Source organism: Hymenobacter ginkgonis (genome assembly GCF_009755225.1).
In the GTDB taxonomy this organism is placed as follows: domain Bacteria; phylum Bacteroidota; class Bacteroidia; order Cytophagales; family Hymenobacteraceae; genus Hymenobacter; species Hymenobacter ginkgonis.
This window is the reverse complement of the sequence record NZ_WQKZ01000001.1, coordinates 876,920-899,708: the sequence shown is the minus strand read 5'-3', so window position 1 is coordinate 899,708 and position 22,789 is coordinate 876,920. Positions and strand designations below refer to the sequence as shown.

16 protein-coding genes are annotated in these 22,789 nt (G+C 60.7%); 11 read left to right on the top strand and 5 right to left on the bottom strand.

Features of this window, described 5'->3' with window-relative positions; genetic code table 11:
- The first annotated feature begins 3 nt into the window (after nt 1-3).
- Entirely contained in the window at nt 4-759 is a 756-nt protein-coding gene (locus GO988_RS03500; protein ID WP_157562127.1) for a cytidylyltransferase domain-containing protein, read from the top strand.
- Here the strand turns inward: GO988_RS03500 and GO988_RS03495 are convergent.
- On the bottom strand, nt 756-2,642 hold the full coding sequence (locus GO988_RS03495; protein ID WP_157562126.1) for a T9SS type B sorting domain-containing protein: 1,887 nt from the start codon (nt 2,640-2,642) through the stop codon (nt 756-758). The two genes, GO988_RS03500 and GO988_RS03495, sit on opposite strands and share 4 nt — an antisense overlap.
- A gap of 158 nt (nt 2,643-2,800) precedes the next feature.
- Between GO988_RS03495 and GO988_RS03490 the strand changes: the two genes are divergently transcribed.
- The 7 genes from GO988_RS03490 (at nt 2,801) to GO988_RS03460 (ending at nt 11,440) form a co-directional block, all read left to right on the top strand.
- Nucleotides 2,801-4,312: a bifunctional UDP-2,4-diacetamido-2,4,6-trideoxy-beta-L-altropyranose hydrolase/GNAT family N-acetyltransferase gene (locus GO988_RS03490; protein ID WP_157562125.1), complete on the top strand. Its 1,512-nt coding sequence runs from the start codon at nt 2,801-2,803 to the stop codon at nt 4,310-4,312.
- Nucleotides 4,313-4,321: 9 nt separating this feature from the next.
- Nucleotides 4,322-5,371: a pseudaminic acid synthase gene (pseI, locus tag GO988_RS03485; protein ID WP_157562124.1), complete on the top strand. Its 1,050-nt coding sequence runs from the start codon at nt 4,322-4,324 to the stop codon at nt 5,369-5,371.
- 63 nt (nt 5,372-5,434) lie between these two features.
- Nucleotides 5,435-6,370, top strand: a complete 936-nt coding sequence (locus GO988_RS03480; protein WP_157562123.1) for an acyltransferase — start codon at nt 5,435-5,437, stop codon at nt 6,368-6,370.
- Nucleotides 6,360-7,070 carry a PIG-L deacetylase family protein gene (locus GO988_RS03475; protein WP_157562122.1) on the top strand — a complete coding sequence of 237 codons (711 nt, stop codon included), beginning with the start codon at nt 6,360-6,362 and terminating at the stop codon, nt 7,068-7,070. Before GO988_RS03480 ends, GO988_RS03475 begins: the two co-directional genes overlap by 11 nt.
- Nucleotides 7,071-7,231: 161 nt before the next feature.
- Nucleotides 7,232-8,539: a glycosyltransferase family protein gene (locus GO988_RS03470; RefSeq protein ID WP_157562121.1), complete on the top strand. Its 1,308-nt coding sequence runs from the start codon at nt 7,232-7,234 to the stop codon at nt 8,537-8,539.
- Between the two features lie 126 nt (nt 8,540-8,665).
- On the top strand, nt 8,666-9,940 hold the full coding sequence (locus GO988_RS03465) for a DUF7033 domain-containing protein (RefSeq protein WP_198172490.1): 1,275 nt from the start codon (nt 8,666-8,668) through the stop codon (nt 9,938-9,940).
- 24 nt (nt 9,941-9,964) lie between these two features.
- Nucleotides 9,965-11,440 carry a lipopolysaccharide biosynthesis protein gene (locus GO988_RS03460; protein WP_157562119.1) on the top strand — a complete coding sequence of 492 codons (1,476 nt, stop codon included), beginning with the start codon at nt 9,965-9,967 and terminating at the stop codon, nt 11,438-11,440.
- Between the two features lie 167 nt (nt 11,441-11,607).
- Here GO988_RS03460 and GO988_RS03455 read toward each other — a convergent pair whose 3' ends face one another.
- The 4 genes from GO988_RS03455 to GO988_RS03440 all read right to left on the bottom strand — a co-directional run bounded on the left by GO988_RS03455 (nt 11,608) and on the right by GO988_RS03440 (nt 17,623).
- On the bottom strand, nt 11,608-12,699 hold the full coding sequence (locus tag GO988_RS03455; RefSeq protein WP_157562118.1) for a family 10 glycosylhydrolase: 1,092 nt from the start codon (nt 12,697-12,699) through the stop codon (nt 11,608-11,610).
- Nucleotides 12,696-13,838, bottom strand: coding sequence for a carbohydrate-binding family 9-like protein (locus GO988_RS03450; RefSeq protein ID WP_157562117.1), 1,143 nt, complete (start codon nt 13,836-13,838; stop codon nt 12,696-12,698). Before GO988_RS03450 ends, GO988_RS03455 begins: the two co-directional genes overlap by 4 nt.
- 229 nt (nt 13,839-14,067) lie before the next feature.
- Entirely contained in the window at nt 14,068-16,338 is a 2,271-nt protein-coding gene (locus GO988_RS03445; protein ID WP_157562116.1) for a GH92 family glycosyl hydrolase, read from the bottom strand.
- 184 nt (nt 16,339-16,522) lie between these two features.
- The gene (locus GO988_RS03440; RefSeq protein WP_157562115.1) at nt 16,523-17,623 is read right to left on the bottom strand and encodes a LacI family DNA-binding transcriptional regulator; all 1,101 of its coding nucleotides are present in this window, start codon (nt 17,621-17,623) and stop codon (nt 16,523-16,525) included.
- Nucleotides 17,624-18,186: 563 nt separating this feature from the next.
- On the opposite strand from GO988_RS03440, the gene nagB reads away from it, so the two are divergent.
- The 3 genes from nagB (at nt 18,187) to GO988_RS03425 (ending at nt 22,456) form a co-directional block, all read left to right on the top strand.
- Entirely contained in the window at nt 18,187-20,103 is a 1,917-nt protein-coding gene (gene nagB / locus GO988_RS03435; protein ID WP_157562114.1) for a glucosamine-6-phosphate deaminase, read from the top strand.
- A 21-nt stretch (nt 20,104-20,124) separates the two neighbouring features.
- A complete protein-coding gene (locus tag GO988_RS03430) occupies nt 20,125-21,411 on the top strand; it encodes a sugar MFS transporter (protein ID WP_157562113.1) in 1,287 nt (428 codons plus the stop codon).
- 115 nt (nt 21,412-21,526) lie between these two features.
- Complete coding sequence (locus GO988_RS03425; protein WP_157562112.1) at nt 21,527-22,456, top strand: glycosyl hydrolase family 18 protein; 930 nt, start codon at nt 21,527-21,529, stop codon at nt 22,454-22,456.
- Nucleotides 22,457-22,789 lie beyond the last annotated feature (333 nt).

The following is a 22,789-nucleotide window of genomic DNA, read 5'->3' as shown; positions in this document are numbered from 1 at the left end:
CTTATGCCTACTTCCCCCCCCCGCGTAGTAGCCCTCATCCAGGCCCGGCTGGGGTCGTCGCGGTTACCGGGCAAGTCGCAGCTGCCCCTACCCCTCTCCGCAGCAGGCGACGAGCAAACTATTCTGGGCCACGTGGTTAACCGTGCCCGCCGGGCGACTTCGGTAAACGAGATTGTGGTGGCTACTACCACGCAGCCGCTCGACGACCCGCTGGCCGCCCTGGCCGCCCGGCTGGGGGTAGGCGTGTTCCGGGGCGATGAGCAGGACGTGCTGGGCCGCTTCGCGGGTGCACTCACCCAGGCCACTGGCCCAGCCGATACGGTAGTGCGCCTCACGGCAGATAACCCGGCCATCGACCCCGATTTTATCGACGCTGCCGTGGCCCAGCACCACGCTACCGGGGCCGACTACACCTACACCAGCGGCTTGCCCTTAGGCACTAATATCGAAGTAATTAGCGCCCAGGCGCTAAGCCAGGCGCACCGCGAGGCCCGGCAGCCCGACGAGCGCGAGCACGTGACGCCCTACCTGCGCCGCCACCCCGAGCGGTTTCGACTCGAAACGCTGCCTCTGGTGGTGCCGCCGGCCGTGGCGGGCCTGCGCCTCACCCTCGACTACCCCAGCGATTATGCACTGCTGAGCCTGCTTTTTTCGGAATTGGGACCCGATTTTTCCCTCACCGACCCCGCCGGCCTGCCCGCGCTGCTGGCCTGCTACCCCTGGCTAGCGGCCATCAACGCGGCCAACGTGCAGCGCTAGCTGCCGCGCTGCACCTCCACCCAGCCCCGGTAGCGCTCGCCGGTAGCCGCGTTGCTGAGCATGTAGTAATACATGCCGCTCGCCTGGCCCGTGGCGTTCCACTGGTTGTCGTAGCGCGCCTGGTCATATACTTGCCGGCCCCAACGGTCGAAAATACTCAGGTGCCACTCGCTGGCGGTTAGTCCTTTAAGCTTGAAAAATTCGTTTTCCAGGTCCCCATTAGGCGTAATGATATTGGGGATAAAGACGGGGCAGCTAGCCGCCGTGGCCAGACGGGTAGCCGTGGCCGGGCAGCCGGTGGCCGTGGCCCGCACCTCCACCGAGTACTGGCCGGGGCCGTGGGCCAGGTAAGTAGGCGCGGTAGAGCCATCCTGCCACCGGTAAAGCGAGCCGGCCGGCTGCGTACTAACGCGCAGCGTCCACACGGCATTGGGGCACACGAGGGTATCAGTGCCCAGGCTCACGCGCGGAACCGGGGCCACTATCACCGCCTGCGTAGTAGTAAGGGGCGTCGTCAGACTCGGAATAGCTACCGTCAGCGTCACCTGGTAGGTGCCGGCAGTGGCATAGGTATGCGTGGGCGCCAAGCCAGTCGCCACGTTGGCGCTGCCGCTGGCCGGGTCGCCAAAGTTCCAGGTGGCTACCGCGCTGCTCGCAGCCGGTTGCACGGCGCCGGCAAATGCGATGGCGGTGCCAGCACAGCCCGTGCCACCGGTGAAAGCGGCTGTGTATACCGGGGCGTAACTATTCGCAAAATTTGGCAGGCCATTCAGCCCTAGCTTGCCGGCCAAGGATACCGCTTGTCGTTTGTAGTCGCAGGCAGCGCCCGCGGCATTCGGATTCTGAATCACGTTTAGGAAGGAGTTGCCGTAAGACACGACATAAATTTTATTGTCCGGCCCTAAAACCAGATTGCCCAAGCGCTCAGCGCTGATAATGCGCGTGGCAGAGTTCACAATCGCCGCTGGCGACCCGGCCAGCAGGTTGTACTGCGTAATCTCGCCAGCCAGCGAGTAGGTGGTGTACAGCTTACTATTATCTGGTGAGAACTCTACGCCGTAGGTATAATCATGCGAAGCCAGCAGCAAATAATTTGAAACGCCGCCCGTAGCATTATTAAAATCGTACAGCTCGCACTGCAAATCGCGCTGAGCCAGTGCCAGATGCCGGCCATCGGGTGAGGCCCGCATACAGCCCACCGCGTTAGCTGCGCCAAAAAAACTGCCGCCTCCCTGGTGAATAACCCCTACATTACTCACCACGGGCACCGTACTGATTCCGGCGGGTGAAAGTAGAAAGCTGTAGAAGGCATTAGACTGCCAACCATGCACCACAATCCAGTAGTCGCGGCCGTTGGCGTGGCGCACGGCCGTCAGCTTTTCCGTTACCTTGCCGCCGACTATGGGCGTCGGCAGCACGACCCCTTTGGTAGCCGTAACGTCGCCCAGCCCCCCGCGCAAGTCGAAATCCAGGATGGAGTAGCGCAGGCCACCTACTAAATTATTTTCAATGGCATCGAGGCAAAAGAGGTATACTTTAGTATTGGCAGTGCCTGGCAGAGGCAGGAACAAAGCTCCTTGGGAAGTAGAATTATCTCCGCCTAAGCCCGCGCGACCATTTGGCATTGGCTGGTGCTGGCTATCCCACACAACTTCGCCATTACTATAGGCCAATAATTGGCCGTTGGCATCTGATAACGCGGAGCAGCCTTCATAGGTCAGCATGGCGCTGTTGGTAGCCGCCATGGGGCCGCTGCCGGTGAACGTAAGGCCCGCGTGGTCGCCAAAGTACCAGTTCTGGTTCTGTGCCCGCAGGTTAGGCAGGTTAAATCCGCTAAGCAAGTAGAGCAGTAGCGCCAGCGTAAAAAAGTACTTGTTCTTCATCTATTGCCTTTAATCGGGAGGATAATTAGGTCAGCAAAAATAGCTGAGCTTTCTTACTAGATAGCTATCAGGCGCAGTAGAGGTAATGCTTTTGCTAAATAGTACTATTCTTATGAATACTGCGCGGGTTTTAATTGGAGGTCCTACTTTTGCTGCTTATGCTCGCTGCGTTTCTTTCTTCTTGCCGCCTTTTTTTCAGGGCAGATGGCTCCACTACTACTGGCCTGGGGCATCTCATCCGGTGCCAGGCGCTGGCCCAAGCACTGCAGCCGGCTTTTAAAGCCACTTTTATGCTGCGTGAAGTAGCTCCGCCAATTGCACAGCAGCTGGCCGCTGCCACTCTCACGGTGCAAGCGATACCCACCGAAGTGCCCGCGGGCCTGCCGGAAGCCGGGTGGCTGGCCAGCCAGCTGGCAGCCACCGATATTCTAATCCTGGACGGCTACCAGTTTGGGCCGGCTTACCAACGACTGCTGGCGGCAACTGGCGCCGCGTTAGTCTGCCTCGATGACCTTATTACGCCTCCCTTTTGGGCCGAGGTGGTGCTAAACCAGGCGGGGGGGGTAGGGCCGGCGGCGTATGCGCAGGTGCCGCTGGCGCGCCTGTACCTGGGGCCGGCTTTTGCGCTATTGCGCCCCCCGTTTTGGCAAAATTCAGTTGAAAAACAACTAGTTACGACGCCGCTCCGCCTGTTTCTCAACATGGGCGGGGCCGACCCTGGCAACCAAACGGCGGCGCTGCTGCCGCAACTGCGGCGGCAGTTTCCGAGCTACGAACTAGCGGTGGTAACGGGCGCAGCTTATCCGCATCAAGCAGCTTTGCAGGCAGTTGCTGAGCAACTGGGCCCGCCCATAGTGCTGCACCACGACCTCACGGCCACCGCGCTGGCTGCGTTGCTGCGCACTTGCCAGGTATTTGTGTGCCCGCCTAGCGGCGTGGCCTACGAGTGCTGCGCGGCCGGCGGCGCTGTGTTGCTGCACCAAACAGCTGATAATCAGCAGGCCATGTTTACCTTCTTAATAGGAGAAGGCTTGGCCCTACCCCTCGCTGAAGGCCTTACCTGGGCCGAAAGCGACTTGCCCGCACTGGCCGCCCGGCAGCAGCCGCGCCAGCAGGCGCTGTTCGATGGACTGGCGGGCCAGCGGCTGCAAGCCGTTTTTGCAGAGCTGGCTACCGCCCATCGCTACCAGCTGCGTCGCGCTACGGCCGCCGATGCCGCGCTGTACTTTGCCTGGGCCAACGACCCCGCCGTGCGTCAAAACGCGATTTACGCGGCGCCCATCACCTGGGAAACGCACGTGGCCTGGTTTGCGCGGCGCTTGCAGGACGCGGATTCTTACCTGTATCTGCTGAGTAGCGCAGGTGGCGAACCCATTGGCCAAGTGCGCGTTGAGTTCGATGAGCCGGGCCAACCGGGCCTTATCGACTACTCGGTGGCGCCCTCGCACCGGGGGCAGGGGGTAGGGACGCTGCTGCTGCGGCGCGCCTTGCAGCGGCTGCGCCATGACCGGCCTGAACTGGCGGGCGGGGCCGTGCTGGGCCAGGTGAAAGCTGGCAACGTGGCCTCGGCGCGGGTATTCGAGCGGCTGCGGTTTATGCGGCAGGCGGCCGTTACTTTGCACGGCGAAGCGTACGAGGTTTTTCGCCTCCACTTTCCGCTTGATTCTTAACTTATTGCTATGCAAGACATTCTGTTGGGAGGCCACCGCATCGGGGCCAGCCAGCCGCCGTTTATCATCGCCGAAATGTCGGGCAACCACGGCCAGTCGCTGGAGCGCGCCTTAGCCATCGTCGATGCCGCAGCCGACGCGGGCTGTCAAGGCCTGAAGATTCAAACCAGCACCCCCGACATGCTCACCCTCGACAGCCGCGAGCCCGATTTTGTGGTGCGCGGGGCTAACCAAGACTGGGAGGGCCAATCGCTGTACGAGCTGTATACCACCAACTTTACGCCCTTTGAGTGGCACGCCGCCATTTTTGAGCGGGCCCGCGAGCGCGGCATGGTGGGCTTTAGTTCGCCGTTTGGCATCGAAGCCATCGAGTTTTTGGAAAGCGTGGGCTGCCCGGCCTATAAAATTGCGTCGTTTGAGAATAACTGGCCGGATTTGATTCGGCGCGCCGCCCAAACGGGCAAGCCCGTCATCATCTCGACTGGCATGGCCGATTTGGCCGATTTGGAGCGCATGGTCAACATTGTGCGCGGCGAGGGCAATGAGCAGCTGGTACTGCTCAAATGCACCAGCACCTACCCCGCCGAGCCGCATAACACCAATCTGCGCACGATTCCGCACCTCCGCGAACTCTTTGATTGCCAAGTCGGTCTGTCGGACCACACCATGGGTACTGGCGTTAGCGTGGCTGCTACCGTGCTCGGGGCCAGCGTTATCGAGAAACACCTCACCCTCAGCCGCGCCGATGGCGGCCCCGATGGCTCGTTCTCGATGGAGCCGGCCGAGATGGCCCACCTCGTGCACGAATGCCGGCAAGCGCAGCAAGCGCTGGGCGCCGTGTACTACGGGCCCACGGCCGCCGAGCGCAAGTCGCTGGCCTTCCGGCGCTCAATTTATGTGGTGCAAGATGTGGCGATAGGAGAAGTATTAACACTTGAAAACGTGCGGGTTATCCGACCAGGTTATGGCCTACCCCCCCACCTGCTGCCGCAGGTACTGGGCCGCCCGGCCCGCCGCGCGCTGCGGCGCGGCATGGCCCTAACCTGGGAAATGCTGTAGGCGGTTGGCCGCCCTTCCTGCCGCTTTTTACGTATCCTATTGGCTAAACTTCTCACCTAAAAAATGCAGATTCACCGCTTTGAAAACGGCAGCTATATCATTGCCGAAACACTCAAGCTAGGTCATAACGTGCACGTTGGACCCCACACGACTATTCGGGCTACCGAGTGCGTTATCGGCGATGATGTGACCATTGGCGCGCACAATACCTTTTTGGTGGGGCAGCGCCTCGAAATTGGGGCGCTTACCTCTATCGGCAACCACAACACCCTGACGGCCCGCACGATAAAGCTGGGCGAGTACGTGTTCTGGGATTCGCATGTGACGGTGGGCCACGGCGGCAAGTTTAGCCCCGGCGCGCACCTCACAGTGGGCTCCTACTCGATGATTTGCGCCCGTATTACGCTGAATACCAACCACCGCATCGACATCGGCGAGTACGTGGGTATCGGCGAAGATGTGGCCATCTGGACGCACGGCTCGTTTTTGCCCATCCTGGAAGGCTTCCCAGCCGATTTTGGGCCCGTTAGCATCGGCCACCACGTGTGGCTGCCGGCGCGCACCACTATCTTACCCAATCGACGCATTGGCAACAACGTTGTTGTGGGCACTAATTCGCTCATCAACAAAGACTTGCCAGATGGGTGCCTGGCGGGCGGTGTGCCCGTAAAAGTACTGCGCGAAAACGTGTATCCGCAGGCCAACCCCGCCCGCAACTCGCAGCTGGTGCAGCAGGTGCTGGCCGAATACACCGAAATGGCGGTTTACAAAGATTTGCACGCTGAATTGAGCTACAACGAAACCCGGCACACCATCACCTGCAATGCGGTGGTATTCGACTTAAATACGATGAAGACCCAGGGTACCTTCACGCGCACTGAGGAAGACTTCCGCGACTACATGCGCCGCCGGGGCATCAAGTTCTACACCGGCAAGCCTTTTGCGTCGGTGCTGCCGCAGGAATACACTCACCTGCTGTACACGCCTGATGACTTTTAGCCTGGAAAACCAGCGTATTCTGGTCGTGGTGGCGCACCCCGACGATGAGTTGCTGGGCCTCGGCGCCAGCATCCACCGGCTGGTGCAGCGGCACGGCTGCGAGGCGCGAGCCGTCATTCTGGGTGAAGGGCTGACCTCGCGCTCGGCTACCCGTGATGCCGCGCGGTGGGCCACCGACCTGGCCACCCACCGCGCCAACATCGGGCGGGCGGCGGCGGCCATCGGCTACGCCTCGACGGGCATCTACGACTTTGCCGACAATCGCTTCGATTCGGTTGACTTGCTGGATATTATCAAAGTTGTGGAGCAGGAAAAAGAGTCGTTTCAGCCCAACCTCATTTTTACGCACCACGGTGGCGACACCAACATCGACCACCGTCGCACCTTCGAGGCGGTAGTCACGGCCTGCCGCCCGTTGCCCGGCGAGCCCATGCGCACCATTTTGGCCTGCGAAACGCCCTCGTCTACCGAGTGGCAGGCGGCTAGCTACCCGCAGCCGTTTCTGCCCAATTTTTTTCTCGCGGTGAATGAAGAAGATGTGGCCGCCAAAATTGCGGGCATGGAAGCCTACGAGTTTGAGAAACGCGCCTACCCCCACCCCCGCTCGCCCGAGGCCCTGCGCCTGCTGGCCCAGCGTTGGGGCGTGGTAACGGGCCAGCTGCTGGCCGAGGCTTTTATGCTGGTGCGGCACATCGGGTAAGGATTGTTCATCAGCAGATTACTTCAGAAAACGTCTTGCTGAGCTGGTCGAAGCATCTCGCTCGCGCGGTTGGGGATAGAAATCCAACGAGGCGAGCGAGATGCTTCGACCAGCTCAGCAAGACGTTCTTTTTAATTTTTAATAACGATAAAAACGCCTTAATGCCCCGCCCTACCCCCCCGCTCGTGGCCCGGCTGCGGGATATTCTGTACGTGCGCCTCAGCGACCACTTCGCCAATTTTCCGGCGGCGGTGCTGGCTGGTATTTCGCCCGCCAACCCGCTGCGGCGGCTGGCGCGGGTGGCGGGCTACGCGGTGCTGCGGCTGGGGGGGCACGTGTTTCAACCCATTCGCAACCCCGAGCAGCTGCGCGGTGCGGTATGGCTTTATGTGGTGAGCGCCAACAATTACGAGGCGTTAAAATTCGTCAAAGATGCCCGGCCCGATGCGGTGCTGCTGGCCGGCCAAGGCAAGCAGATTGGGCGCTACGGGGGGGTAGTAAACCGGCTGTCATTGCGCCGCAAAATCCTGTATTACTGGCAATATCCAGCGGCTTTAGTGGGTTTGTATCGCCAGGTGGGGGGTAGGGCCCTGCGGTTTTTTGACCTGGTTTTTTACGCCATTGGATACTACGAAGTGTACCGGCGGGCGCTGCGCCACTACCGGCCGCAAGCCGTTATTTTCGCCAACGACCACAACGACGACGCCCGCGCCCTGCTGCTAGCTTGCCGCGCCGAGGGCGTGCCTACTGCCTACGTGCAGCACGCCAGTGTAAGCACTAATTTTCCGCCCCTGGGCTTTGACTTAAGTCTGCTTGAAGGCCAGGACGCGCTGGATAAATACCGCCTTTGTGGCCCCGTGCGTGGGCGCGTCGAGTTGGTGGGCATGCCCAAAGCCGACGCCTTTCTGAGCCAGCGCAATACGGCGCCGCGGGTGCGCCGCGTGGCCGTGGCCTGCAACCTGCTCGACGAACTACCCGCGCTGGCCGATACCCTTGCTTACCTGCTGCGCGAGCTGCCCGATTTGGTTTTTACGTTGCGCCCGCACCCCGGCGACCGGCGCGATTTCACGGCGCTGCGCCAGGCCCTACCCCCCCTGCACTGGTCGGACCCGCAGCAGGAAAACGTGTTTGAGTTTTTGCAGCAGCACGATGCGCTGGTGGCCGCCGATACCAGTACTCACCTCGAAGCCACGCTGCTCAACGTGGCTAGCGTGTACTACCGCTTTTCGCCCACGCCCACCCTGGCCGACTACTACGGCTACGCCGCCCATGGCCTCAGCGAGTGGGCGCCCGCGCTGCCCGAATTGGCGGCCGCCTTGGCTCGCCTGGCTCAGCACAAGCCGCTCGACCTGTACCGCCGCGCCGCCTACTACAATGCTACCCTCGGCACCCCCAACGAAGGCCACAGCCGCGCGCTGGCCCTGCGCCGCTTGGGTGAGTGGCTGGCGGCCACCGCTCCGGCGGCGTAATTTCGCCGGTATATGCTGCCACCTACTTTGTCATCGCTCGCGCCCGCGTCCATTTCGGCTGAGGTGCGCCTAACGTATGTGCTGCGCCATTTTAAGCTGGCCTACCCCGGTGCGCCGGCCGTGGCGGTGGATTATGCCGGCTACCAGGCGCAAGTAGAAATTGCCGATTGCAGCGATACTTTTTTCACAGAAATTACTCCTTATCCCCCGGCACCGAACTGGCGCGATTGGCAAGGCCAGCGCGTGCCATTTTTCTTTGATAATTCACCCGAGAAACCGCTGCTGATTTTACAGGAAAACAGGGTATTTATTTCGGCTGATATTATTTCGGCCGCGTTTTATTTATTAAGCGGCTGGCAGGAATATTTCGCCGGCGAGCGCGACCAGCACGGCCGTTTTCCCTACGCCGCCAGCGTGCAAAAGCGTTATAATTTTGTGACGCTGCCAGCAGTTAATTATTATTTCGATGTGCTGAAAACAGCCGTCGAGCACGTGAGCGGCCAAACATTATTACCGCGCCGCTGGGGTAGGCAAGTCGCCGGATTTGCAGCCTTTATTTCGCACGATATTGACAATTTGCGTAGCGCTTGGAAAGCGCCTACTAAGGCCGCATTGCGCCAACACAACTACGGCGAATTTGGCAAATTATTGTGGCAGCACTTTACGCAGCCTGACGCCTGGGACAACCTAGAAGAAGTAGCCGCGGCTATGACGCGCTACGGCGCGAAGTCCACATTTTTCCTCCTGCCCAACAATGCCAAAGCTGCTAATGGCACGCCAAACGCAGATTATCGGCTAAACCATCGCCTCTGGCAGCGCCTTCGCCAGCTTGATGAGCAAGGCTATGAACTGGGTTTGCACGGCAGTATTGGCACTGCGCTCAGTTCTAGCCAATTAGAACACGAGCTTGACGACATTCCATACGAAGGCTCCGGCATCCGCTTTCACTACTTAAGTTGGGACCCTACTCAAACACCCGCCTTGCTTGATGCTGTAGGTCTTGACTACGATTCCACGCTTGGTTTTGCCGAGCATTTTGGCTTTCGCCATTCGTATTGCCAGCCCTTTTACCTTTTCGATTTTGCGACGGGTAAGGAAGCAGGTTTTTTAGAAATACCACTCGCAATTATGGATGCTACGCTGCACCACCCGCAGTATTTGCAATTAAAATCTAACGAAATACTACCCGCGCTTCAACCCGTTTTTGCCGAGATAAAAAAGTTTGGTGGCGTGGCTTCCGTATTGTGGCACAATGAGAATTTTGACCCGGCTAATACCCAAAATGGCCCGCAGCAATTTCATGAAATAATGACGCACCTTCAGCAGCAAGGCGCGGCTTTTTGTACCGGTCGAAAAATTTGGCAAGAGTTCACGAGCGAAGAGACAATCGCTAATTCCTAATTCACAAATTTTATAGTTAAAGAATTGGGTATCGTTCGGCGGCAGGGGCTGCGCAACACATTTATTTCGTACGTCGGGTTAGGTATTGGCTTCGTGAATACGACGCTGGTGCTGCCGCGGCTGCTGGTGCCGGCGCAACTCGGGCTGATATCGGTGCTGGTGTCGCTGGCTACGATGGGCGCGCTAGTGTCGGCGCTGGGCTTTACGAACACGACGCTGCGGTATTTTCCGTATTTCCGCAACCGCGAGGCGGGGCATTCGGGGTATTTGCCGCTGCTGCTGGGGCTGCCGCTGGCGCTGTTTGGCGTGGTAGCGGGCGTGCTGTGGCTGGGCCGGCCGCTGGCGCTGCGCTGGTACGCCCACGACGCCGCGCTGCTGGGGCCGCACTACGGCGCCATGCTGGGGCTAGCGCTGTGCATCTTGCTATATAACCTACTAGAGGCGTATACCAAGTCGCTGTTTCACACGTCGTTCTCGTCGTTTCTGACCGATATTTTGCAGCGGCTGCTGATTGTGGGCTCGGCGCTGTTGTATGGCACGGGCTACCTATCGTTTGACGGGTTTGTGCTGGCTTACTTGGGGAGCTACGCGGCCATTGCGGCGCTGCTGCTGGGCTACCTGGCCAGCATTGGTGAGTTGCATTTGCGGCCCACGCGGGCCGTGCTAAGGGTGCGGCCGATGGGTGAATTGGTACGTTTCGGCGGCTTTGCGCTGCTGGGCAATATTTCGGGCACGCTGCTGGTCACCATCGACTCGCTGATGCTGGGCTCGCACAGCTTTGCCGATGCCGGCATTTATGGTATTGCGCTCAATATCAGCACGGCGCTGGCGGTGCCTTTTCGGGCCTTGTACAAAACGGCGCACCCGCTTATTGCCGAATACTGGAAGGAAGGCGCGACCGATAAGATGCTCGATTTTTACCGCCGCACCACGCGCCTCAATACGGCGCTGGGCAGCTACTTGGCGCTGGGTATTGGGCTGAATTTGCCGTTTATCTACGCCCTCATTCACCGGCCGGCCTACGCGGCAGGCACCGTGGCGGTGCTGCTACTGCTGGCCGGGCGCCTCACCGACGGCATCTCGGGCGTGAACGGCCTCATCGTGGTCACGTCGCCGCGCTACCGCTACGATTTGCTCTTTAATGCGGGCCTGGCCAGCCTTATTATCGGGCTCAATTACTTGCTTATCCCGCGCTTAGGCCTCACCGGGGCGGCGCTTTCCAATGCGCTGGCGCTGGCCAGCATCAACCTAGCGCGCACGTGGTTTGTGTGGCACAGCTACGGCTGGCAGCCGTTTGACAGGCGCATTGCCTACATACTGCTGCTGGCCGGCGGGGCGGCGGCCGTGGCGTGGGCCCTACCCCCCTTCGCCAGCATCTGGCTGACGCTGCTGCTACGCGGTGGCGTGCTCACGCTGCTGTACGGGGTTGGGCTGCTAGCCACGGGGCTAGTGCCGGAGGTGTCGCAGCTGGCGCGCAAGCTGGGGGTAGGGAAGCCGTAATTTTGGGTGCTACTAAGGGCTGCGCGTGTGTTTGAATTCTAGTAAAAGCTTAAAAAGAACATCCGGCTGAGCTGCTTCGGCAAGCTCAGCCGGATGTTCTTTTAGACTCCAAATGAGGGGCCTGCAATAAGTTTACGGTTAAGGTGCGCCTACCCCCCAAATTACCCTCAACCGGTGCGCTGCACGTTGGCAGTGGCGCGTTGCAGAGCTTGGAGCGTACTATCGGTGACTTGGCCGAACAGCGACACGCCCGCCGCTCCGTGCCGCAGCGCCTGCTCAATACCCTGCTGCACTTCGGCTTCATCTTTAAAATCAGGCAAATACAAGCCGGCGTACAGGGGAAATTTGCCGTGCAGGGCTTGCACACCCTCGGCCACGGCTTGGCCAATCCAGGCAATGTTTTCGCGGTAGAAGCCGTGGTAAATCATGGGGCACACGCCGCTGATGGACCAGTTTACCCAGTCTTGCCGCACGTTGCGGCGGGCCATATCGGGGGTAGGAAACACGGCGGCAGTCAGGGGTTTGCGGTGGGCCTGGGCCACTTTCATCAGGCGCTCCACCACTTGGTTGACGCGCTGGTAGCGAAATAGCCGCCACGAAGGACTAGCCTCCGGAAACTGCACGGTGTCGATGTCTACCCCGTGCTCAGCGCGGTAGGCGGCCTTGCACACCGCGCAGTAGCAAAAGTCATACTCGGGTAGTTCGCTGGTTTGCACCAGGTGGTATTTATCCCAGAGGTTGACGGGCAGCATCACGTCGCAAAACCGCACGTAGTCTAGATGAGCACCATCGACGTAGTCCTTTTGCAGGGCCGCCGCGTAGTCCTGCTCTAGGTACTGCCGCACTTCTTCGCGCGAAGGGCACAGCCAGCGGTAGTAGTCCACGTAGGGCGGGTGGGTAGCGCACGACTCGCCTTTGCGGCTCACGGCGTACCACTCGGGGTGGGCGGCCAGCAGGGCTTTCTCGCCGCGGTTCATGGTCCAAATCCAGCGGTGGGCTTCCAGCTTTTGGGCTTTGGCCGCGCGGCAGTGGCGCTCGCTGTCACGCTCAAAAAACACCCCCCGGATGCCCGCCGCGTAGTACTGGCGGTAGCGTTCGGCCAGCTGCTGGTCGGTGTCCTGGGGGTCGGGGTTGGTCCACACCCAATGCTTCCACTGGGCAGGGCGGGCGGGGGCCGGCGCTGCCGCCCCCAGGGGCAGCACGGCGGCAGATAAGCCCGCCACGGCGCTGTTTTTTACGAATTGTCGGCGACTAGTCATGGCTGGGGATAGTCGAGTAATCCTTCGTGGTTGAGGCGGATGACGGGACCGCCCGCCGCGGCAATAGTAGCGCTAAACTGGCTGGGCGTGGCCTCCAGAAGCAGTTGGTTGGGGCAGTTTTCGATGGGCACCTGCGCCGGCAGGCCCAGCTCGGCCAGCGTGGCGGCGTAGTGGCCAGCCCGGGCGCGGTGCTGCTGCTGGCGGTAGTACACCAGCCACAAATAGCGCTTCTGCGCCTCGGCATACGGCAGCCGAAAGGGGGTGCCCGCCTGGCGGGCAAACTGCAAGTAGCCCCAGCGCTCGGGGTAGTGCATGTCGATAACGCCCTGCGGCGACCATACCCAATTATGCTCGGGTAAGTCCTTGCCAGCAGCATCTTTTCGCTTGCTAATCTGGCCATTAACAACGTCCGTATCCCACTCTACCCGCGAAAAGTTGAGGCGCCACAACGTGCCCTCGGTGGGCGCCCGAAACGGGTAGCCGATGCGCAGCGATTTCAGCGGAATGGCCATTTCCAAGGTCCAGCCCTGGTCGGTGTCCTGCGGGTGGTTGAGGGTGCCTTCCAGCTTAATACCCGCGCGCAGGCCCGCCGCGTCCCAACTCACCAGCGCGTCGCCGCCGTTGCGGTAGGGCTTGGGCAAAAACAACTCAAACGTCTGGTTCAGCTGGTTAAACTCGATTTCGAAGTACTGGTGCGTATTGTTATCGGGGTCAATAAATACCTCAAAATCATTGTCTTTGAAGATAATAGCGTCGTGGTGCGTTTGGGTGGCCCAGAGCTGCGGCTCCTGCAAGGTGGCGGCAATGAACAGGGTAGAGTCATTCCACAGCAGCTTGGCGCGCGTGCGCAGGGTAGGGAGCGGTTTGCCAGCGCCCTCAATATCAACGAAGTCGGTGGTCCAGGCGGCTTGCTGCCAATCGCGTTCCTGGAGGTTGCCGTCTAGGGTTAGGGCCTGGGTAGTATGCGGCACCACGTAGCCCTTGGGTGGCGTGAACAGCGTTTCCAACCCCCGAAACAGGCCTTGCGCGTGCACCGGAGCCGCTAGTAACAGACACCCCGCGCCCACACCGCTTTTAGCGACGCCCACCCACGAAAAGCTCGCCTGGAATAGTTGCCAAAAGCCGACTGAGTTTCTCATAAACAGTGTAGAGAAATTTTATCAAAACTCATTAGAACGTCCTGCTTATCTGGTGTTCGCTTGTCGAAGCAACTCGCTCGCCTCGTTGGACTACTACTCTTCTGATGCGAACGAGCTGCTTCGACAAGCGGACGCCAGATGAGCAGGACGTTTGAAAGGCTTTAAGGCCCCCTTATATAATGGCAGTTGCAAGCGGGGCCGCCATGCAGTAGTTTTCCCTACCCCCCTGCTAAGGGTAGACCTCGCGCGGCCGGTTGGCTGGCGCCGCGCCGAAGGCCCGGTTGGGCTGCGGGCCCATCGTGAGTTGCAGCGTGCCGCCGGCCACGATGTCGCGGTGCAACAGGTAGCTATTGGGGTAGGGCTGGCCGTTGAGGGTGACCGACTGAATATACAGGTTTTGCGGGCTATTGTGCTGCACATCAATCACAAACGACTTGCCCTGCGGCAGCCGAATAGTAGCCTTGTCTACCAGCGGGCTGCCCAGCACGTAGGCGCCGCTGCTGGGGCTAACCGGATAAAAACCCAGCGCCGAGAGGATGTACCAGGCCGACATCTGCCCGCAATCCTCGTTGCCGCTGATGCCGTCGGGCTGGTCGCGGTACATCTCGCGCAGTACTTGGCGCACCTTTTCGGCGGTTTTCCACTGCTGGCCGGCGTAGGCGTAGAGGTAGGTAGTGGCGTGGCTGGGCTCGTTGCCGTGGGCGTACATGCCGATGAGGCCCGAAATGTCGGGCGAGGCGCTTTCGCCCAGGCTGCCCTGCACAATAAACAAGCTATCCAGCTTTTGAACGAAAGCCGCGTCGCTGCCAAACAATTTTATCAGCCCCGGCACGTCGTGCGGCACCAGCCAAGTGTACTGCCAGGCGTTGCCCTCGGTGTAATTATTCTGGCGGTGAATGGATTGGATGGGGTCGAAGGGCAGCTGAAACTTGCCGTCTGAGGTGAGGCCGCGCATAAAGCGCGTGTGCGGGTCGAAGTATTTCTGATAATACCGGGCCCGCTCGCTATACATTTTATAATCGGCCTGCTCGCCCAACTTCTTAGCTACCTGCGCAATGCTCCAGTCGTCGATGGCGTATTCCATGGCCTTGGCCACTGATTCGCCCTCCTTATCGGCTGGAATGAACCCCAGGGTTTTGAGGTACCCTACCCCCTGGTCGTCGCGGGTGCTGGCGGCTTTCATGGCGGCCAGCACCTGGCGGCCATCGAGGCCGGGCGTGCCTTTGAGGTAGGCTTCGGCCAGGGCCGGCACGGCGCTGTAGCCCACCATGGTGTTGGTTTCGTTGCCCATCAGGTGCCAGATGGGCAGCTTGCCCTGCTGCCGGCCAATGGCCAGCATCGACTGCATCATGTCGCCCACCCGCTCGGGCTGGGCCAGGGTAAAGAGCGAATGTTCGGTGCGATAGGTGTCCCAGAGCGAGAAGGTGGTGTAGTTGGCGAAGGGCGCCTTAGGGTACACTTGCCCATCGGTGCCGCGGTAGTCGCGGTTGGCGTCGTTGAATAAGGCCGGGGCAAACCACGCGTGGTAGAGCGCCGTGTAGAAGGTGCGCCGCACCGCCGGGTCGGGCGTTTCGATGGTGACCTTGCCCAGCTCCTGGTTCCACTTTTGCGTGGCGGCTTGCTGCACTTGCGCAAAGTCCCAGCCCGGAATTTCGGCCCGAATGTTCGCCAGCGCATTCTGCGCGCTAACCGGCGAAATGCCGACTTTCAGCTGCAGCGTGCCCGGCGACTTGGCAAACGTGAACACGCCCTTGATGGCCACGCCCTTGCCCGACTTGCCGGGTAGCACCTGCGCCTCGTTGTAGAGAGCGAAAGCCGGCACCGGTGCCGAAGTCTTGATGGCGAAGTACAGCCGCTGGTGGTCGGCCCAGCCGTGCGAGAAACGGTAGCCGATAAACGTCTGGGCATCAACCTGCTCTAGGTACGTATCGGTAGCCTTGTCGTCGATGCCTTCCTTGAGGTCGATGATGACGTGCGCGGGCTTGCCCTCTTTAGGAAAGGTATAGCGGTGCATGCCCACGCGCTCGGTACTGGTGAGCTCGGCCCGAATGCCGTAGTCGTCAAGCGTCACGGCGTAGTAGCCGGGCTGGGCTGTTTCGCGCTGGTGCGAGTAGCGCGAGAGGTAGCCCTGGTGGGGCGCTTTTTGCTGGCCCTTATCGGTTTTGAGGGGGCCGGTATAGGGCATAATTAGCACATCGCCCAGGTCGGAGGCGCCGGTGCCACTCAGGTGGGTGTGCGAAAAACCCGTCAGCAGGCTATCGGAATAGTGGTAGCCCGAGCACCAGTCCCAGCCCTTAAAAATATTCTGCGGCCCCAACTGCACCGCGCCAAAGGGCACATTGGCCCCCACAAATACGTGCCCGTGCCCGCCGGTACCAATCAGCGGGTCGACGTAGGAAGTAAGCTCTTGAGCGGCGGCGGCGTGCACCAGCAGTAGGCCAGCGGCCAGACCTAGCAGCAGGTTGCCCCGGCGCAGCACGGGCGGAAGTTGTGTAACCATAGCGAGCAAGCAAGGGTGGGGTAGGAAGATTGCAAAGCGTATCAGCCATTCATAGGCAGCCAAATTTGCTACCCCTACCCCCTCTCCCATTCGGAGGGGGGTAGGCATAAGGTGCTCGCCAGAACGGGTGCGAGCGTCGCAAGCAGCAAGCGGTCAAGTAGGCGGCGGCCATAACAGCTACCCCCTACTTGGCGATGTAGTACTGTAGATTTTCCTTGGTGATGATATCGAGCGGCAGATACTTTACCAGCGCCACTTCCTTCTTAAAAACCAGCAGGTCGGCCAGGGCATAGAGCCCGCGGTAGCCCTGCTTCTTAGGGTTTTGGTTGATTAAAAAATCAATGATGCCCTCGTTGAGGAAGTGCAGGTTTTTTTCTAGTAAGTCGTAGCCTACCAAGCGGATATCTTCCCGGCGATAGGCCTGTAGATAGGGCGCGATTTCAAACGCCTTGGAAGTGCTCACGAAGATGCCTTTCAGCTCGGTCGCCTCCTCATCGAGCAGCCGGCTCAGCTGCCGGGCAAATAAAGGGTCGGCGGGCTGCGGCAAATCAACGCTCAGGATGGTGTACTGGCTTTGGTGCGGGGCTGCCTCGAGCCCAAGGCTTTCTGGCGCGGTGGCCAGCTGCGCGAAGTAGTCGCGGAAGCCTCGCTCTTTTTGGGTGATGTGCACCGAGTTGGCAATGTCTTCGGCCACGTGCGCGATAACGAAGGTACCCGGCCCCGCCTGCCCCACCTGCACTAGCTTACCCGCCAAAAAGCCGCTCTGGTACGAGTCCTGCCCCACGTAGCTGAGCGCCGGCACCTCCGCGATGTAGGTATTGAACAGCACGTAAGGAATGTCTAGCTGCTGCCACCGCTCAAAAAACTCCAGCGACTCGCGGTAAAATAGCGGTGCAATCAGGATGCCATCGGGCTGCGACTGGGTAGCGGCCTCGGCCTGCGCCCGAAAAGAGCCGACCTGCGTGAGCTCGTAGGAATAAACGGTGAGCGTGATGCCGTACTGCTTTAGCTCGCGGGCGGCCTTCTCGATGCCCTCCCAGGGGGCGTGCCAGTAGGGGTCGAGGGTGTGGTCGGGCTGGATGGCCGCCAGGTGGTAGGTGCGGTTCGAGCCCAGGGTACGGGCTATCATATTAGGCTCGTAATCAAGCTCTTTCATCATGAGCAGCACCTTCTGCCGCACCTCCTCCGACACCCGCCCCCGGTTGTGCAGCACCCGGTCGACGGTGCCGACCGACACGTTGGCCTTGGCCGCTATATCCTTGATGCGCACCGCAATTTTTCCCATGAGTGTCGTCCGTGCTCGTTGCCGTGAAAGTTTGCCAAATGTATTACGGAAAGAAGCCGGGATAAACCAGCCCCCCCAGTGCAGCGAGTGTTGGGACCGCCTACCCCGGCCTACTACCTACAGGTAGCTGCCCTACGCCCGGAGCAACCAGCTAGCAGCAGCCGGCCTCGGAAACGATTGGGCTGCGTGCGTCTTCCCTGAGTGCTACCTATGGGCCAAAGATAGGAATAGAAGAATTAGCAGAAAAAATTTATTGCGTGCGCGCACACTCTAAGCGAATATTTTGCGTGTGCGCACACATTTTTTTATTAAGGCCCTTGACTTACCTCAGTTAGTTGCTTATGTTTGAGGCAGTACAAGCGCAATTTATAAGAAAAATACTATTGCACCACCAGCCCCAAGCGGGCTACCGGCCCGCTTGGGGCTGGTCGAATACGACGGGCCGGCATCTGCCGCAGGCTACTAGCTGCGTGCGATGCCCAGGCAAGAAAGCAGAAGATTTACACCCGGTTTTTACAACCTGATTTTTAATCTTTTACCACCTTTCACGCTACACGCCAGCTATGGAAGTACTGCATTACCCTGAAACTGCCTTCGAAAAGCTGCCGGTCACGATTGTGGCAGAGGCGCGGGAGGGGGCTATTGGCATCGCCCACGAAATTGCCGAGTTGATTCGCAGCAAGCAGCGCAAGGGCAAGCTGGCCGTGCTGGGCCTGGCCACCGGCTCGTCGCCTATCGGCGTGTACCAAGAGCTGATTCGCCTGCACCGCGAGGAAGGCTTGAGCTTTCAGAACGTGGTGACGTTCAACCTCGATGAGTACTACCCTATGCAGCCCGACGAGCTCCAGAGCTACGTCTACTTCATGCACGAGCAGCTGTTCGACCACGTCGATATTCGGCCGGAAAACGTGCATATCCCGGACGGTACGCTGCCCATTGAGCAGATAAAGGAGTACTGCCGCAACTACGAAAAGCAAATTGACGAATGTGGCGGGCTCGATTTGCAGCTGCTGGGCATTGGCCGCACGGGGCACATTGGCTTCAACGAGCCCGGCTCGTCGAGCAGTTCACCTACCCGCCTCGTCAAGCTTGACCCTTTGACGATTACGGACGCGGCCAAGGACTTTATCAAGGAAGAATACGTGCCGCTGCGGGCCCTAACCATGGGCGTGGGCACCATTCTTAAGGCGCGGCGCATCATCCTGATGGCCTGGGGCGAGGGCAAGGCCAAAATCTTGCGCGAGACCGTGGAGGGCCGGGTGTCGGACGAGGTGCCAGCCACGTTTTTGCAGCTGCACCCCCGGGTGCAGGTGGTGGTAGACCAGTGGGCGGCCCTGGAGCTGACGCGCATCAAAACGCCCTGGCTGGTGGGCATGTGTACCTGGGACGACAGCCTGATTCGGCGGGCGGTGCTCTGGCTGAGTTTGAAGACGCAAAAGCCCATTCTCAAACTCACCGACGAAGACTACAAGGATGGCGGCCTGAGCGACTTGCTGGTGCAGGCTGGCAATGCCTACAACCTTAACCTGCGGATATTCAACCTCATCCAGCGCACCATTACGGGCTGGCCGGGCGGCAAGCCCAACTCGAACGACACGCAGCGGCCCGAGCGGGCGCTGCCGGCCCACAAGCGGGTGCTCATTTTCTCGCCGCACCCCGACGACGACGTGATTTCGATGGGCGGCACACTGCTGCGCCTCGTAGACCAGGGCCACGACGTGCACGTGGCCTACCAGACCTCGGGCAACATTGCCGTGTTTGACGACGACGCGCGGCGCTTCGCGGACTTCGCCCTGGGCTTTGCCGAAAAGTCGGGGGTAGGCGTGGCCGACATGCGCCGCGAGCACGCCGAGGTGGTGGAGTTTTTACACCACAAAAAGCTGGGCGAAGAAGACAGCGCGCTGGTGCAAAACATCAAGACGCTTATTCGCCGGGGCGAGGCGGCGGCGGCCTGCCGCTACTGCGGCGTGCAGGAAGCCAACGTGCATTTTATGAACATGCCGTTTTACGAAACCGGGCAGGTGAAAAAGAAGCCGCTGGGCGAGGCCGACATTGAGGAAACGATAGCTATTCTACAGGAAATCAAGCCGCACCAGATTTTTGCGGCCGGCGACCTGCGCGACCCCCACGGCACGCACCGCGTGTGCCTGGACGCCATTTTTGCGGCCCTGGCCCGCCTCAAGGGCCGCGAAGAATGGGTAGACGACTGCTACATGTGGCTGTACCGCGGGGCCTGGCAGGAGTGGGATGTGGAGGATATCGAGATGGCCGTGCCCATCAGCCCCGAGGAACTGATGCGCAAGCGCAAGGCCATTTTTAAGCACCAAAGCCAGAAGGATAGCGCCGTGTTTCCGGGCAACGACAAACGCGAATTCTGGCAGCGCTCGGAAGACCGCAACCACGCCACGGCCAAGCTCTACGACCGGCTGGGCCTGGTGGAATACGAGGCGATTGAGGCGTTTGTGCGCTACCGGTTTTAACCCTACCCCCTGCGCACGACCATGACCCAACCCAGACCCACCCCCATCCCACCCCTGGTCATTATTGGGGCGCTGTTCTTCATCTTTGGGTTCATTACTTGGCTCAACGGCACGCTGATTCCCTTCCTGAAGCTGGCCTGCGAGCTGCGCTACTCGCAGGCGCTGCTGGTGACGTTTGCCTTCTACATTGCCTACGTGGTGCTGGCCCTGCCTTCGTCGCTGATTTTGCAAAAAACGGGCTTCAAAAACGGCATGGCGCTCGGGCTGGTGGTGATGGCCGTGGGGGCCCTGGTGTTTGTGCCAGCGGCGCAGGCGCGCTCGTTTGGGCTGTTTCTGGCGGGGCTATTTGTGCAGGGCGCGGGGCTGGCGCTGCTGCAAACGGCCTCTAACCCCTACGCCAGCATCTTGGGGCCGCTGGAGAGTGCGGCCCGACGCATCTGCCTCATGGGCATCTGCAACAAGGTGGCCGGCGCCCTGAGCCCACTCATTATCGGGGCCATTGTGCTGCGGGGCGCCAGCGCGCTCGAAAGCCAGCTGGCCAGCCCCCTACCCCCCGCCCAGCGCGAGGCGCTGCTTCAGCAACTGGCTGGCCGGGTAGTGGTGCCGTACCTGGCCATGGCGGGCGCACTGGTGCTGCTGGCAGTGCTGGTGCGGCGGTCGAGTTTGCCCGAAATCGAGCTGCATAGCCCCGCCAGCCAGCTCGCGGCCGACGAGCCAGCCCCGAGCATTTGGCAGTTTCCGCATTTGTGGTTGGGGGTGCTGGCTATTTTCTGCTGCGTGGGGGTAGAGGTGATTGCCGGCGATACCATTATTCAGTACGGCCGGGCGCAGGGCATCAGCCTGGACGTAGCCAAAAACCTTACTTCGGCCACGCTCGTGGCCATGCTGGTGGGCTATTTGGTGGGGCTGCTGGCCATCCCTAAGTACCTGAGCCAGGCGGCCGCTTTGCGCTTGTGCGCCCTGGTGGGGGTAGGGCTTACCCTGGGCATTTTGTTTACGCACGGCTACCCCTCGGTGCTGCTGGTGGCGCTGCTGGGGCTGGCCAACTCACTGCTGTGGCCGGCCATTTTTCCACTGAGCATCCGGGGGCTGGGCGGGCTCACGGAACAAGGCTCGGCCCTGCTGATAATGGGCATCGGGGGCGGGGCCGTGCTGCCCTACCTCTACGGCCGGCTGGGCGAGTGGCTGGGTCTTCAACAAGCCTACTTGCTGCTGATTCCGTGCTACTTATACATCCTCTTTTTTGCCCTGAAAGGCCACGCCTACCAGGCTAACAGACGGGTGAGCTACGCCGTGCCCGTTTCCTGAGTGGCCGTTTTTGGCTACTCTAGGTGGGGCCCTACCCCCTCGCTTTTGGCAAAGGGGAGCCAGCCGACTGGTAATACCCTCGCAGCTTTAGGTACCTCTCTTCCTACCCCCACCTATGAACGCAACCTGTTTTCTGCTGGCCTGGCTGGCGTTTGTGGTACCCGGGGTGGCGCGGGCCCAATTTCGGGTGGTGGGCTACGTGCCCTCTTGGCGCGGCGACGTCGATAGCACCCAGTTTGCCCAGCTCACCCACGTCAACTACGCCTTTGTGCAGCCCACGGCCACCGGCGGCCTCGAACCCCTCGAAAACCCCGCCAAGCTGCGCCGCCTGGTGGCGGCGGCCCACGCCGCCCGGGTGCAGGTGCTGGTGTCGATAGGCGGCTGGCACGACGGCGACCACAGCGCCTTCGACGCCATTGGGGCCGATGCGGGCCGCTCGCGGGCGCTGGTGCGCCACCTGCTGCGGCTGGTACGGCAGTACCACCTCGACGGCCTGGACATGGATTGGGAGCACCCCGACGCCCGCACGGCGGCCGGCTACGCCGCCCTGATGCAGCGGCTGGCTACCCGGCTGCACCGCCGCGGGCACCTGCTTACAGCGGCGGTGGCCGGGGGCACCTGGGCGGGGCCGGGCATTTTGCCCAGCGTCTTCGAGAGCGTTGATTTCCTGAATATTATGGCCTACGATGCACCGCCGCCCGCCCACTCCACCTACGCCGATGCGGCCCAAACCCTGGCTTATTGGCAAGGCCGCGGCTTACCGGCCAGCAAGACGGTGCTGGGCGTGCCCTTCTACGGCCGGCCCAGCCAGGAGTCATTTGCCGCGCTACTGGCGCGGGGCGCCGACCCGCAAGCCGACTTCTTCGACGGTGTAGGCTACAACGGCTTGGCCACCATAGCCAGCAAAACCCAGCTGGCACTCGACCAAGCCAGTGGCATTATGATATGGGAACTAACGCAGGATGCTGCCGGCGCCAACTCGCTGCTCGCCGCCATTGGCCGGGTGCTAGCGCAGCACGGCCGCGCCGGGCAGCCGGTGCGCTAGCCTCGATAAGCAGGGCCGTAGTGGGCAACTAGTATTTTTTTGCGTGTGCGCACACATTTTTATTTCATCAACTTGTTTTACACCAGTTAAACCAGTATGTTTGAGCCCAGTAGCGTGGCGAACGAGCACCAGTTATTGCCAAAACACCCCTCCTGCCCTACCCGGTGCAGCCGGCCCTTTTCGACTGCCTGCCTAGCGAATGCCGCCGGCTAGTACCCGGCCTACCAACCAGCGCGTCCCCAACGGGGCGCGTGGCCCTTCAGTAGCCAAGGCGTTGAAGCAACTGCTCCGCCCTGACTGATTCCGTCCTCCTTGCCAAGTACCCGCCGCAGC